Genomic DNA, 14,562 nt, shown 5'->3' with positions numbered 1-14,562 from the left:
TGGCGCCGTTTTTATAAAAAAAATTATTATTTTTCTTTTTGGGTTTTTTTTTTCCCCCCCCCTCTTCTCTATTTCTCTATTTACTTGAATAATTTTTTCGGACCATTTTCACTTCGTAAACTGCTTTTATTACTATGGCTACGAGCGCTCCTAATATAGCTCCAAATGGACCAAATAGCAGGATACAAGCAATAGTCGAAATAAAGGTGTAAAGAGGTCTTACACCAATTTCTCTGCCTGTAACAAACGGTTCAGCAACTTGGCGGATAACGTTGATAACGATATACAATAAACCGATTTGCCAAGCCAATGTGGTATTTCCCATAAAGAAATGAATTAATGCCCACGGAATCATAATAATTCCACTTCCTAAAATAGGAACCATGTCTACAATAGCAATTCCTAAAGCTTTTAATCCCCAATAATCAATTCCAATAATAACAAACCCAATACATAGTAAGATAAAGGTCAATACCGATAATTTCAATTCCGCTTTAAAATATCCTTTGATCCCTCTTACTGATTGAGATAAAATTTCTTTTAAATCATTCATTTTTATTCCTCATTTCTCATTCATTGCTTCTATTGTACAACAAGATTAAGTTGATGCAACCCAACTTGAGTAGTATTTTTTTAAACTACAAAAAAATCACCTTAACAATAACAGTCTCTCCTGTATTGATTAAGGTGATTTAGAGAATATATTAGAAACTTTAGGTTAAACGCCTTTTATTCTTTCATTTTTTAAATGAAAGCCATAATTACGAAATTAAGAACGAACAGTCCAGTTGAGATCCATAATACCGGATGAATGTCTTTTGTTTTTCCTTTGGCAACTTTAACAATAACGTAGAAAATGAATCCTGCAGCAATACCATAAGAAATACTATACGATAATCCCATAAATATTGAAGCAAAAAATGCTGGAATGGCTTCTTCCAAGCTTTCCCAATTGATTTCTAAGAACGATGACATCATCATTACACCTACTAATATTAAAGAAGCAGAGGTTGCTTGAGTCGGTACAAGCGCTACTAGTGGCGAAAATAAACTTGTTAATAAGAATAATACAGCTACCACAACACTTGTCAAACCAGTTCTTCCACCAGCACCAATGCCGGCCGCACTTTCAACATAAGTTGTTGTATTTGAAGTCCCAAAAATAGCTCCTGCAGAAGTTGCAATTGCGTCTGCAAATAATGCTTTGTCCATTTTTGTTTTGAATCCAGCACTATTGTCTAGTGCTAGTTCGTCTTCAGCACTAAATATTCCTGTTTTACGACCAGTCCCAATAAAGGTTCCGATAGTATCAAATATATCCGATAAACTAAAAGCAAAAACCGTCATAATAACTAGAGGTAAACGTGCTACATCTGTAAATAATGAAATCATTCCTTCATTACCGAATGCTGCACCAAAAGTTGTTCCTAATTCTGATAAAGCATTTCCTAGTGAATTAGCTGGATTAGATACGACAGATAAATCAACAACTCCCATTGGAATTCCAATAATCGTTGTAAGGATAATTCCAATTAAAATAGCACCTTTAACATTTTTAACTAGTAGAATCACTGTAATGATCAAGCCAATCAAGGCCAATAATGATCCAGGACTTGTAAAGTTAACTAATGCAGGGACAATTCCACCACCAGTTACAACACTTGAAATACCATCTGGATAAGAAGAAGCTGCTGCATCAAAAGAAGCATTGTTAACCGTTTGGATATTTCCAGGTTCAGAAGTAAACTGAAGAAATCCTGCATTCTTAATTCCGATATAAGCAACAAAAACGCCGATTCCAGCACTGATTGCATGTTGCAGACTTTCTGGAATTGAATGAATGATCAATTTACGTACTTTTGTTACTGTAATCAAGATATTCACTATCCCACAGATAAACACCATTGCTAAAGCCTCTTGCCATGAAAAACCTAGTGCAAAAACAACTGTATACGTAAAGAATGCGTTCAATCCCATTCCAGGAGCTTGTGCATAAGGGACATTTGCAAATAATCCCATCACTAATGTACCAATAGCAGCTGCTATTATAGTAGATAAGAAAACAGCTTGTGTAGGCATACCCGTTAAAGATAAAATTGCTGGGTTAACAAAAATAATATAAGACATCGCAAAGAAAGTTGTTAGACCTGCCGTGATTTCAGTGCTTACTTTAGTGCCATTTTCTTTCAACTTAAAAAACTTTTCCATTTTACTATTTCCCCACTTTATTTGTATTACAAGTGAACCTGAATAGTTAAACCTACAGAGTCTTTAATTTTCTACCTAACTGCTTCGTAAAAGATATAAGTACAAAAATACAAGTATAAATAATCGCAGTTATTTCAATGTGTCTAATGAAACTCTAAATAAACCTAAATGAGTTTATTTAGAACCAATAGTCTGAACATTTACGGTGTCCGGTAGAAACTTAAAGCCCATATCGCTTAATTATATTCGGTTCTAAACATTGCATGTTAATTATAGAAGATGGCTCAGTATAAAACAACCACAAAAGAAATATTCCACTAATTTAATTAGATTATTGTTCGTGTTTTGTTTGAAAAAATCAGTTAAATTAAGAAATCCTAAAAAAATAACCTTTATTCCCTCTTATTTGTTTCTAATCCTTAACCGCTTTCTTTTTCTAGATTTATTTTATTGACCATGCTACCTAATTTCAACTTCTTATACTAAAGGGTTTTCTTTTTTATTTTGCATAGATTGAGTTACAATAGATTTATCATAAACAAGGGGGAATTAGTATGGATTTCACACAAGTAAAAGGTTACAGCGAGTTAGATTCAAGTCAGATCAGCTTGTTAGCAAATGTTTACGCGCAACACATGGATACGTTAGATGATCCCATTAAATATGATAAGGAAAATATTAAAGAAGTCGTATGGAACAACAGTCTTCAAACCGTAGATGTTCATTTTAATAATGGTGAACTTGTGCATTACGATAGCACTGGTAAATGGACGTACGAATAGCATACTACATTATTTAATTGACTTTCATCATTCAAAATCGGTAAATTTTTTCACTATACAGCTGATGGTTCTTGGTATTGAACTTTTAAAATTTTTGACATAAGCAAATAAGGTTGAGCAATATGCCTCAACCTTATTTTGCTGTATTCAATTTATTTTTTGATTACCTCATTGTAACAAACTCTTCCGATCCAGTAGGATGAATAGCCACTGTGTTGTCAAAATCCGCTTTTGTTGCACCCATTTTTATGGCTACTGCAAATCCTTGAATCATTTCATCCAGACCTCTTCCAAGCCCATGCAAACCAACTACTTTTTCATTTTCACCTTGGCACACTAGTTTCATGTACGTTTTTTGTCTGTTAGCTGTTATAGAACTGTGCATAGAGGTAAAGATGGATGTATACACTTTAATATCTGCTTCACCATAAGTTTCCTTTGCTTCTTCCTCAGACATTCCAATCGTTCCGATTGGCGGGTGACTGAAGATAACGGTTGGAATATTTGTATAATCCAAAAACTCATTTGGTTTATTGTTGAATAATCGCTCAGACAATCGACGTCCTGCAGCAATAGCAACTGGAGTCAATTCAATACGACCGACTACATCTCCAATAGCGTAAATATTTTTAGCTGTCGTATTTTGGTACTTATCTACTTTAATATACCCACCATCGTTTAATTCAACATCCGTTACCGCAAGATTCAAATCTTTTGTATTTGGTTCACGACCAATTGCCCAAATGACAGTATCTGTTGTATGTGAAGAACCGTCCTCAAAATGAATGGTTAAAGAACCATCTTCATTTTTTTTCACTTCTTTAGGAACAGCATGGATATGTAAAGCTGCTCCTTCTCTAGCCATTGTTTCAACAAGTCCTTCGACAATAATCGAATCAAAATTTCGTAACGGCGCATGCTTTCTAACAAATAAATGCGTATCCGAACCTAACCCATGTAAAACACCTGCTAATTCAACAGCGATATATCCAGCTCCTACAACTGCTACCCGTTTAGGTAGTTCCGTTAGTTCAAAGAAACCATCTGAGGTCATCCCGTATTCTGCTCCTGGAATTTCTGGCCAAGCTGGACGACCACCAGTAGCAATTAAGAAATGATCCGCTGTGTAATGCTCCCCGTTCACTTCGACAGTATGTGCATCGACAAATTTTGCATAACCGTTGATCAAATCCACTTTATTATTATTTAAGTTTTTTTGATAAATAGTATGCAATCGAGAGATGTATCCCTCTCTATTTTTTACCAATTTTCCGAAATTTAGTTGACGATCCTTAATTGTAATACCGTAGTCTTCTCCATATAGTTCCATATCTTCCATTATTTGAGCTCCATGCCACATAACTTTTTTAGGAACACATCCTACATTGACACAAGTTCCACCAATAGCGTTGCCTTCAATCAAAGCCACTTTCGCTCCATGCATTCCAGCACGATTAGCTGAAGCAATACCGCCGCTTCCTCCACCAATTGCAATATAATCATACTTTTTAACCATTAACTATTCCTACTTTCTTTTTTGTTTTCAATTTACTATAGTCTTTTCAAAAAACTATCACTTATTCATTTTCTTCTATCATTAAGTTTAACTCATTTTCTTGTTTTAAGATATCCTCAAAATAATGATAGTAACCGCCTAGTTCATGTCGGTAACTTTCTCTTTCGATCCAAGGCTTGTGTTTTCCACAATAATGAATGAATACGACCTTTTCTTCTACCCATTCAATCGAAAATTTACGTGGAAAAACGCGTTTTAATTGAGAATAAAAACGAGCATCTAAGTTATAAATTCGCCAATCAGCTTCTTTAACCTCATCCCAATATAAATGGTTAAAAATATCTTGATCCGGAAGAACTAACCGATTTTTATTAATCTTGATTGCTGTTATTATTTCTTCGCGATTGCGAGTGCTCCGTATTAAAGTGAGGTTCATCAAAATAACCCCCGTGTTGAAGTAATCTTCAGATGATAGAGTTCCTAAGCGAATGTTATTAATCGGTTGTATCCATTTTGTAGCATAGTCATGTGTTGTCGCTACAAACAACTTCCCATCAAAATTTTGCTTATAAAAGCTTGAAAAAGAACGTAAATTTATAATATCAGGATCAAGATATAAAACCCGATCTATTTCTAACGGCAACACGAATGGAGCCAGCAGACGATAATACATTTCAATCGAATAGTAGCGATTAACAACTGCTTCTTCTGAAAAAAGTTTTTTACAATCTATTGGAAAGAATGTATGTCCATTCCCTGTTACAAAATCATCTACTTCGATTATTCTATTGTGTGGTATATTTTGATGCATCAAATAAATCGTCATTTTTTCTTTATCATTTGAGCGAAAGATTGAGCGAAGAGATGTAAAGAGTGGCTCTAAATAGTTTTCATTAAGTGTAAATAATAAATTCATACCATTTCTCCTATACCTTACTACTTATTTATAGTTTATTTGTCACCTATTTTTCTCTACCTTATGCTGTTTTCAAACGTTCCTTCTTCATCACCTTAGTAGCTACATTAAAGTATGAATTAAACGAGCTGAAGTTGCAATCAAAGTAGTTTTAAAAAAACTATTATTGTAGAAAAAAAATGTACATTGTATCGTACATTTTTTTTTTTACTTTGATTTAATGTATACTTAAATTAATGAAATTTATTTTATAACAAAAAGGAGAGTACTATGAAAAAAGATGCATCATTTTATTGGACATTATTTTTATCCACGTTCACATTGAGCGCCTTTACCTTTGGTGGAGGCTATGTCATTGTTCCACTTATGCAAAAACGTTTTGTAAAAGAGTTAGAATGGATCACAGAAGAAGAAATGCTCGATTTAGTAGCTATCGCTCAATCTTCTCCAGGACCAATTGCGGTTAACGCTTCGATTATCATTGGTTACCGTATGGCTGGCATTCGAGGAGCTCTCTTATCAGTATTGGGAACTTCTATACCTCCACTTGTGATCATCACGATTGTTTCTTATTTTTATTTGGCTTTTCGTGACAATGCTATTGTAAATGCTGTGCTATTTGGTATGCAAGCTGGAGTCGCTGCTGTTATCGTAAATGTCGTTATTGACATGGTCAAAGGAATTACTAAAAATAAAAAGATACTACCCATCATTGTCATGATTCTTGCTTTCTTAGCAGCCGCCTTTACATCAATTAATATTGTCGTTATTTTATTTATTTGTGGCGCAATAGGTGCTTATACAACCTATAGAGAGTCACATGTAACAAAAGGAGGGCTAAACAGATGATTTATTTGCAATTATTTTGGAGCTTTTTCCAAGTTGGAGCTTTAAGCTTTGGAGGCGGTTATGCAGCCTTGCCATTGATTCAAGAACAAGTAGTCGAGCAAAACAATTGGCTGTCTAGTACTGAATACATTGATATTCTAACGATTTCACAGATGACACCTGGCCCGATTGCTTTAAATGCTTCTACCTTTGTTGGGACAAAAGTAGCCGGAATCCCTGGTTCACTGATAGCCACGTTAGGATGTATCACGCCTTCTGTTATTATCGTTCTGCTTTTAGCAGTACTCTATTATAAATACAAAGGGTTGTCTTTAGTCCAAGGAGTTATCAAAGGCTTGCGTCCAGCTGTCGTTGCTTTGATTGCTTCTGCTGGATTGTCTATTCTTTTGACTGCTTTATTTAACAGCGAAACCCTTCCAGTTGAATGGGTTGAATTAGATTGGATTTCCTTGATTTTGTTTGGTATTGGCTTAATTTTACTGCGAAAAACAAAAATAGGACCTATCTTTGTTATGTTGGCAGCAGGATTAGTGAGACTAGTGATTTATGGAGTAACGACACTCTAAACTACTAATACAAAAAAATTATAGCACTGTTAAAGTTAAATCATTTGTGAATCTTTTTGTCTGCTTTATACTAAAGAAAAAGAGTCAATTAAAGCACTTTCATTTTGCATAGTTCCTCTAGAAAGCAGGTGTTTAAATGTTTGAATTAGAATACAGCGAAATTTTTCTCCGCTTGATCTTGGCTGTTGCATTTGGAAGCGTGATTGGTTATGAGCGAGAAATCAAAGGCCATGATGCTGGTTTACGCACACACATTTTGGTGTGTGCTGGAGCCTGTATTATTACCTTAGTCCAACTACAAGTTACGTACAGCACAGTTGAAATGGGGTTAAGTCAACCAGATCTGGCTCAAGTGTTAAATACAGATATGACTCGGATGCCTGCTCAAATCATCAGCGGAATCGGATTCTTAGGTGCCGGTACAATTATCGTGACTAAAAAAAGTGTTACCGGACTGACAACAGCTGCTTCTATTTGGACGATTGCTGGTTTAGGCATAGCCGTTGGTATGGGAAGCTATTTCTTAGCTCTAATGGGTTGTTTAGTCATTTTACTTGTTTTACGTGTAATCAAAAGACTCTTTCGTGTTCAAAGTTCAAAAAGAATCGAAATTTATTATGTAAATCGTGAAGAAACAAAAAAATTTCTTACTAGTTATTTTGCTAGTATGGGAATCAATGTTCTCGGCTTAGATTATAGTGTGGATACTAATAATGTAGAGAAAAACAGTTACATTAACCTTTACACACTTAGTTTGCCGGATACTAAATCGATTGCTTCTGTAGTAGAAGATCTCTCAGAATTTGAATACATTCATCGTGTTCATACGTTAAGAGAAAACTAAAAAGAACAAAAGTGAACATTACTCACTTTTGTTCTTTTTTTCTACCTCTCTTTAGTGTTTATTCCAAAATACATGGTTTAATGCCAATAAGATGATTCCTGCTAAAGAAAGAAAAGCTCCCAGAATTAAAAATGGTGGTTGATACGTAAACGTTACTTCTGAAGTTCCTGACTCCAATGGAAGTCCTATAAAACCTTCATTAACAAGAATCGTGTCAACTTTCTCACCATTGACTTCTGCTTTCCAACCTTGAGTAAATGGAATCGTAGTAGCTAAGATCGACGGTTCAGCCATAGTAATTGAGCCCCTGATCATTTTGTTGCTGAACGTTTCAATATTTAATTGATTGTCTCTCTTCTCCATCACTCTGTCTGAATAATCCTTATCTAGAGGAACAACAAATACGGTAATATCTTCTAGCTTATAGTTTCCAGCTTTAGAAAATTGAAGAGAAATTGTCTCTTCTTTACTGTTTTCATCTTGAAACCCCATATTGAACAACATATTTGTTCGTTTAAAGTAAGAACTAAAACTCAATACATCTGATTGACGAATCGTCTTTTTTCGTTCCCCTAATTTTACTCTAGCGTTAAAAGCAGTAGGTGTGCCTGTTAAAGGATCACTTACACTAGGTGTAAAATCTAATCCTTCCAAATAAACATACACTTCAGCCTGTTGCAACATGGTAGGATCATCCAGTAGCAGTTCCACTTTTCCATTATCCTCTTTTATCGTTAGTCCATCTTCTACAATGTCAGCTTTACTTTTATCCTCGGATATCAATTGATATCCTTCGCTTTTGACGTTTAACGGCTGGTTAAACACTGTCAAATCCGTTGTCTCAACCTCTTTTGAATCAACCACAACTCCGTAAGATAAAAATTGCTCTTTTTCGATAGGATTCATTTTTTCAAACAATTCATAAGTTAGGTATGTCGGATTGGCAGATGCAAAAGGAAAGTAATTTTTTGTTTCAGCAACAATAAAATCTGAACTCTTATCAGAAAGGTTTTCCACTACTTCATACCCATATGGAAGATAAATTTCATTTTCTTTTTCTGTCAGAATATAGCGAACACCTAAAAAATTATTTACAATTTGTCGGTCGTCAAATCCATTTCGTAAAGGTTGAATAAGCTGAAATTGGCCTGTTCCTAATTGGCGGGCAAAATTTGAGATAAAACCATTTGAAACAGATAGATAAGAATTCAGTCCCATTTCTTCTAAAATAATGAATTGATTCTTTATATGATTGTCTTTACTGGTTACTCCAATGCGAGAGATATCTGTATCTTGTGGAAGTTGTTTCTCTAAACGATCAAAAGTCGTTAAATAGTCGTCATCAATCGTTCCATAATCTACTGATAACTCTATCGTATTTTGTCCCCATGAGTAATAATAATCCATTGCATTGTAGCCTAAATTCGCCATGATAAGCAGTAATAACACTGCAGAATAAAATCCTTTAGAACGTTTTGTTAAGGCTTTTTTATTTTGCTGTTTATTTGCTAAAAGTAATACCAGCCACATCAAACTTGCAAAAATCAAAGGAGCAATAAAAGCTGTTCTAAAATCGATTACTTGAATAACTACAAACAATACTCCTCCATAAAGCAGAATCATACAGCCCATAGCTAAAACTTCTTTTTTCTTTAAGCTAAACCGACTATTGTAAAGTATTGCGGCTCCTAATGAAACAAACAACGGAATAGCAAATGTCCAACGGTTGTAAGGACCTGCGAAACCATTCATAATGGAACCAAATGCTGGCAGTGTCAACATCACTGCGAACAATCCTAAAATGGCTGGAACAAAGCTAAACTTTTTGCGTTGCATCCAAAGCATCGGCACCATTAATAATGCAAATGATGAGTAGCCAAAGACCGTCCATAAGTAACGTTCAGAAATAAATAGGTTTAAGAATAATGACCAATAATACTTAACGGGGTAGACGAGCAGCCCACTGGCAAAACTTCCCGGCTCTCTCGATGATTGTAAGAACCCTCCTACAATCGGGACGAATAAAATACTCGACAGTAACAGCCCTATTAAATAAGAATAGACAGCTTTCCAAACATAAGCTAGAAGTAATTTGTTGTTTTTTGTACCATACAGATTAAAATATCGGATAACCGCATAAATAAAAATCAGTACACTCAACATATAAAAGAAATAAAAATTGCTACATGCACTAAGAAAAATAACTACAATGAATAATGTATTGGATTCATTGTGCAAAATCTTTTCAATACCGATACACAATAACGGAAAAAAGAGCATTGGCATTAAGAAAAAAGGATGCCGTGTAACATTTAATACCACATAAAAAGCAAAGGTGTACATCAATGAACCAACTAAAGCACCTGAACTCGCTAGTTGCATTCTGCGGCAATAGAATAAAAAAGCAATTCCTATAACATATACACGCAGTAAAACGAGCACATGATAGGCAAATTCCGTCATGCTTGCAGGAAATAACAATCCTAGGTAAACAAACGGATCACCTACTACATAATACCCATACGCACTTAATACATCTGCACCCATGCCATTTGTCCAATCCCAAAACTGGAGACCCGCTGAAGGATCTGCAAAGTATGTTTTTATCAGATGTAGATAATCTTTAAAGATTAAATAATGCTGCGAAAAGCCATCACCTTCCCAGATAAATGATTTTTGCAACACGATAAAATAGCTATAAATCGCTGTGATCATAATAAAAAACAAACCTGTAAAGAGAGCAAATGTCAGCTTAGTGATTTTTTTTTCTTCAAATAAATTCTCGCCAAGGTCTTTCATCAACTGAATCACTCTCCTTGCTTAAAGATAAAAAATTTACTGAATCCATAGTTCAATACCACAACTATAAATTGTGTAATGACTTTTGCAACATTTGCATTCAAATTTAGACCGTCAACCAACAGCCACATACTTCCCATATCAAAAATAGCTGATAGTAAACGGAAAGATACAAATAAACTAAATTCTTTTAACCATAATTGGACTGTAGGTGTGGAAGATTTAAAGACATATTTTTTATTGGTAAAAAAAGCAAATAAAATAGATACAACAATAGCAATTGCATTTGCAATTAAATAATGTACTTCAAAAACGGAATCAAATAAATAGAAAACAACGATATTCACTACCGTTGTCAATCCTCCAAAAATCAAATAACCAATTATTTCTTCGTATTTACTAACGAGATTCTTTATCTTTGTCATCACTTATTTCCTTCTCTTTCTTCGTTTCATTTTCTGAATATTCTTGAATAAAGTACACCGGCCGTTCCTTCGTTTCGACAAAAACTCGACCTAAGTATTCCCCAATAATACCAAGCGATATCAGCTGAATACCACCTAAAAATAAGATACCGGCAATTAGAGAAGGGTAACCAGCAACACTCGTCCCAAATAACATCGTTCGAATAATTTCAATCGTCAAATAGACAAAGGCAAACATTGAAATGATGAATCCGATAATTGACCAGATTCTTAAAGGCATTGTACTGTAAGAAGTTATGCCATTTAAAGCTAAATTCATCAAAGCTGACAAATTCCATTTCGTTTCTCCTGCTACTCTAGCTTCAGCTATATAAGAAATTTCTTTCTTTTTAAATCCTATCCAGCCATACATTCCTTTTGTATAACGTTCATGCTCTCTCAACTGAGTCAAAGCAGCTACACATTTTTTGTCTAGTAATCTAAAATCACCTGCTTGCGGATAAACTTTTACTTTAGCAACATTTTGTAGTACACGGTAATACATATTAGAGGTCCATTTTTTTAACCACGTTTCCCCTTCGCGATCTTTACGCACCGCATAAACATCATCGTAACCTTCTTCCCACCAATGAATCATTTCAGCAAATGTTTCTGGAGGTTGTTGAAGATCGGCATCAATAATGATCAAGGCATCTCCTTTAGCATAATCAAAACCTGCCAACATGGCTGTTTCTTTCCCAAAATTACGGGATAAGTCTACATATTGTACGCGTGAATCCTTTTCCTTAAAAGCTTTTATCTGCTCAAGCGTTCTGTCGGTACTTCCGTCATTCACAAATAAAAATTCAAATGTATACTGAGATAAACCTCCACAGACACTATCTAACTTTTCATACATTTTGTCAATTACTGCCTCTTCATTATAAGCAGGAATCAATATTGTAATAGTTTTCATTCAATCTAACCCTTCATTATCGTACATCGAACCCATAGTTGTAAACGTTCGTTTCTTAACTAGTATATCTTACAGTAAAATAGACGTCTAATTTTGCACCCCTTAAATGAGAATTTTCTTTTAAATGCATTAATTATTCTGATAAAAAAGCCCTGAATAATTGCTATTCTTACCCCAATAAATGGCTATTTACTAGGTTAAAAACTACATTATTCAAGACTCTTCTGACAATTTTTTAACCTTCACCTTTTTCAAAAGATGGATACAACGTCATACCGCCATCAATGAACAGCGTGGTACCTGTTACATAACTTGATTCATTTGAAGCTAGCCAAGCTGCAGCTGCTGCAACTTCTTCCGGTTTTCCAATGTAATTCATTGGAATCATGGTTAACGTTTTTTCTTTTTCTTCTTCATTTTCAAATTTTTCAGCATTGATCGGTGTATTGATTGCTCCTGGTGCAATGCTGTTCACTCGAATTCCTTTATGCGCATATTCTAGTGCAATGGTCTCATTGAACAATTTCACTCCACCTTTACTAGCGGAATAATGCGCGAATGTTGGCCAAGGAATACGTTCATGTACAGAAGACAAGTTAATGATGTTTCCTTTTTTATCGTTTTCTAAGAAATGATTCAATGCTGCTTTAGAACCAAGAAAAACCCCTGTTAAATTCACATTGATGACTTTATCCCAGTCTTCCAAAGTCAGTTCATGAGTGGACACTTTGTTTTCCATGCCTGCATTATTGACCCACAGATCTAAATCGCCAAAATTAGAAATCGCTGCATCCAATAAAGCTTTTATACCTTCTTCACTACTGACATCAGCTTCGACTGCCACAGCTTCTCCGCCAACTTTTTTGAGCTCTTCTACCGTTTCTTCGGCTCCTTCTTTATCACTATGATAATTGATGACTACCTTCATTTTTTCTTCTGACAACCGTCTAGCAATTGCATTTCCAATTCCTTTTGAACCACCTGTAATAACGGCTACTTTCCCTTTTAAATCAGTGTACATCTAATCCCTCCCATTTTTAACTAACTACTCTATACATAGTACATACTCAAAATAAGTATAGCTCATTAAAAAAGGAGCGTCTATTTTCAACACTCGACAGCTCATCTCTTTCATTACAAGGGAAATTCTTCATCACTATGCAGTAAGAGCTACTATCATATGATTAGCTTTTATAAAAAACAAGAGTAAAATAAAGAGGAAGTTTACATTCTATAACAGAAGAAGGCGGTGTTTAAGTTGAAACTTATTTTTGTGCGACATGGGTTAAGCGAATGGAATAAATTAAATCAATTTACAGGCTGGATGGACGCTGATTTAAGCGAACAAGGGTATGAAGAAGCACGCAAAGCTGGGCAAAAGATCAAAAATGCTGGCATTAATTTTGATTTTGCTTTTACGTCTGTCTTAAAAAGAGCCATCAAGACTTGCCATATTGTCTTAGAAGAATCGGACCAATTATGGGTTCCAGAAACAAAATCATGGCGGTTAAATGAACGTCATTATGGAGCATTGCAAGGGTTAAACAAAGAAGCGACAGCAGAAGAATTCGGATCAGAACAAGTTCTCATTTGGCGCCGTTCATATGACACTTTGCCGCCATTGTTGAAGCCAGATGATCCAAACTCTGCATTAAACGATCGCCGCTATGCTAACCTCCAAAAACGGACCATTCCAATGGGTGAAAGTTTGAAAGTCACATTGGAACGCGTGATTCCTTTTTGGGAAGATCATATCGCTCCAGCTATTTTAGACAACAAGACCGTATTGATCGCTGCTCATGGAAATTCCATTCGAGCTTTGATCAAATATTTGGAAGAAATATCAGACGATGAGATCATGGCAGTGGAGATTCCTACTGGTCAACCGCTTGTTTATGAACTAAATGAAGAATTAATCGTTACTAAAAAATATTATTTAGACTAATAAAAATCCATCCCTTCTCGAAAGAAAGGATGGATTATTTATTTTATTCCTATGTAGTCTGTTGGACTACAAGTGTTTGGCATTTTTTTATTTCTGCTAAAGCCTTTTCTAAATTATTTTTGTGCCATTTCGTTCCAGCAGCAATTTTGTTTATTTTTAAAGGCATAACTCGTTCGCCCGCTGTAAAGGTTACCTTGTGTAATAACGCATTCTTACCCACTTCGACCGAGTCTAATTCTTCAAAAGGCATGATGATTGGTTCTTTTTTTGCATCTATTTTTCCAGTTACTTTATGAACGGGCAACAAAATAACTTTATCCTGTTCCATACATAAAATAAAATAAGATCCTTTTGCCAACTGTGCATATGCTCCAAATAGTACTAAAGATCCTGTAGAAGGCATAATTTGTGCCCACACGGCTGTGCTTTCTGTCATTGGACTCAATAACCCGTTATCTTCTAAGTTTGCTAATATCTCTTTTTCTGACAACATCAATCCCATATTATTTCCCCCTCCATCGTTTTTTATTTAACAGGCTATTAGATACACCTATTACACCCTTTTTAAATTCCATACACCAAAGATTATCTTCATTATATTAAGATAAGTATATCATCATTAGCTAATTATCACTATTTTTAACCGCGCAATGCTATATTATGCTACCTATTTTACAGCCACTCACTTTACTTACTTATTAAAGACACTCTCCTACACTAAAGAAACAGGACATGTTAAACTCATAATAAATATACT

14 protein-coding genes and 1 riboswitch are annotated in these 14,562 nt (G+C 34.9%); of the genes, 5 read left to right on the top strand and 9 right to left on the bottom strand.

The annotated features are described in order from the left end of the window. Positions 1-76: 76 nt before the first annotated feature. A complete protein-coding gene (locus ABS916_RS06245; protein ID WP_350451068.1) occupies positions 77-553 on the bottom strand; it encodes an AI-2E family transporter in 477 nt (158 codons plus the stop codon). A gap of 191 nt (positions 554-744) precedes the next feature. Further along, complete coding sequence (locus ABS916_RS06240) at positions 745-2,208, bottom strand: NCS2 family permease (RefSeq protein ID WP_350451067.1); 1,464 nt, start codon at positions 2,206-2,208, stop codon at positions 745-747. A gap of 168 nt (positions 2,209-2,376) precedes the next feature. After that, positions 2,377-2,477: riboswitch (purine riboswitch) on the bottom strand. A gap of 285 nt (positions 2,478-2,762) precedes the next feature. On the opposite strand from ABS916_RS06240, the gene ABS916_RS06235 reads away from it, so the two are divergent. Next, positions 2,763-2,990: a hypothetical protein gene (locus tag ABS916_RS06235; protein WP_035020052.1), complete on the top strand. Its 228-nt coding sequence runs from the start codon at positions 2,763-2,765 to the stop codon at positions 2,988-2,990. Between the two features lie 163 nt (positions 2,991-3,153). Here the strand turns inward: ABS916_RS06235 and gorA are convergent, their stop codons facing one another. After that, a complete protein-coding gene (gorA, locus tag ABS916_RS06230; protein WP_350451066.1) occupies positions 3,154-4,506 on the bottom strand; it encodes a glutathione-disulfide reductase in 1,353 nt (450 codons plus the stop codon). A gap of 61 nt (positions 4,507-4,567) precedes the next feature. Beyond that, entirely contained in the window at positions 4,568-5,422 is an 855-nt protein-coding gene (locus ABS916_RS06225) for a glycosyltransferase family 8 protein (RefSeq protein ID WP_350451065.1), read from the bottom strand. Positions 5,423-5,692: 270 nt separating this feature from the next. On the opposite strand from ABS916_RS06225, the gene ABS916_RS06220 reads away from it, so the two are divergent. The 3 genes from ABS916_RS06220 to ABS916_RS06210 all read left to right on the top strand — a co-directional run bounded on the left by ABS916_RS06220 (position 5,693) and on the right by ABS916_RS06210 (position 7,681). After that, entirely contained in the window at positions 5,693-6,271 is a 579-nt protein-coding gene (locus ABS916_RS06220; RefSeq protein WP_350451064.1) for a chromate transporter, read from the top strand. Then, positions 6,268-6,837: a chromate transporter gene (locus ABS916_RS06215; RefSeq protein WP_350451063.1), complete on the top strand. Its 570-nt coding sequence runs from the start codon at positions 6,268-6,270 to the stop codon at positions 6,835-6,837. The genes ABS916_RS06220 and ABS916_RS06215 overlap by 4 nt, the downstream gene beginning before the upstream one ends. Positions 6,838-6,973: 136 nt before the next feature. After that, a complete protein-coding gene (locus ABS916_RS06210) occupies positions 6,974-7,681 on the top strand; it encodes an MgtC/SapB family protein (protein ID WP_350451062.1) in 708 nt (235 codons plus the stop codon). A gap of 51 nt (positions 7,682-7,732) precedes the next feature. Here the strand turns inward: ABS916_RS06210 and ABS916_RS06205 are convergent, their stop codons facing one another. The 4 genes from ABS916_RS06205 to ABS916_RS06190 form a co-directional block, all read right to left on the bottom strand. Then, a complete protein-coding gene (locus ABS916_RS06205) occupies positions 7,733-10,480 on the bottom strand; it encodes a YfhO family protein (protein WP_350451076.1) in 2,748 nt (915 codons plus the stop codon). Between the two features lie 8 nt (positions 10,481-10,488). Then, entirely contained in the window at positions 10,489-10,896 is a 408-nt protein-coding gene (locus tag ABS916_RS06200) for a GtrA family protein (RefSeq protein WP_350451075.1), read from the bottom strand. After that, the gene (locus ABS916_RS06195) at positions 10,880-11,860 is read right to left on the bottom strand and encodes a glycosyltransferase family 2 protein (protein ID WP_350451061.1); all 981 of its coding nucleotides are present in this window, start codon (positions 11,858-11,860) and stop codon (positions 10,880-10,882) included. The genes ABS916_RS06200 and ABS916_RS06195 overlap by 17 nt, the downstream gene beginning before the upstream one ends. Positions 11,861-12,095: 235 nt before the next feature. Continuing rightward, the gene (locus tag ABS916_RS06190; RefSeq protein WP_350451060.1) at positions 12,096-12,881 is read right to left on the bottom strand and encodes a glucose-1-dehydrogenase; all 786 of its coding nucleotides are present in this window, start codon (positions 12,879-12,881) and stop codon (positions 12,096-12,098) included. Positions 12,882-13,118: 237 nt separating this feature from the next. On the opposite strand from ABS916_RS06190, the gene gpmA reads away from it, so the two are divergent. Next, on the top strand, positions 13,119-13,805 hold the full coding sequence (gpmA, locus tag ABS916_RS06185) for a 2,3-diphosphoglycerate-dependent phosphoglycerate mutase (protein WP_350451059.1): 687 nt from the start codon (positions 13,119-13,121) through the stop codon (positions 13,803-13,805). Between the two features lie 49 nt (positions 13,806-13,854). On the opposite strand, the gene ABS916_RS06180 is transcribed toward gpmA, so the two are convergent. After that, entirely contained in the window at positions 13,855-14,307 is a 453-nt protein-coding gene (locus ABS916_RS06180) for a hypothetical protein (RefSeq protein WP_350451058.1), read from the bottom strand. Positions 14,308-14,562: the final 255 nt, after the last annotated feature.

The organism is Carnobacterium sp., from assembly GCF_040274945.1.
In the GTDB taxonomy this organism is placed as follows: Bacteria; Bacillota; Bacilli; order Lactobacillales; family Carnobacteriaceae; genus Carnobacterium_B.
This window is presented reverse-complemented; position numbering and strand designations above follow the sequence as displayed.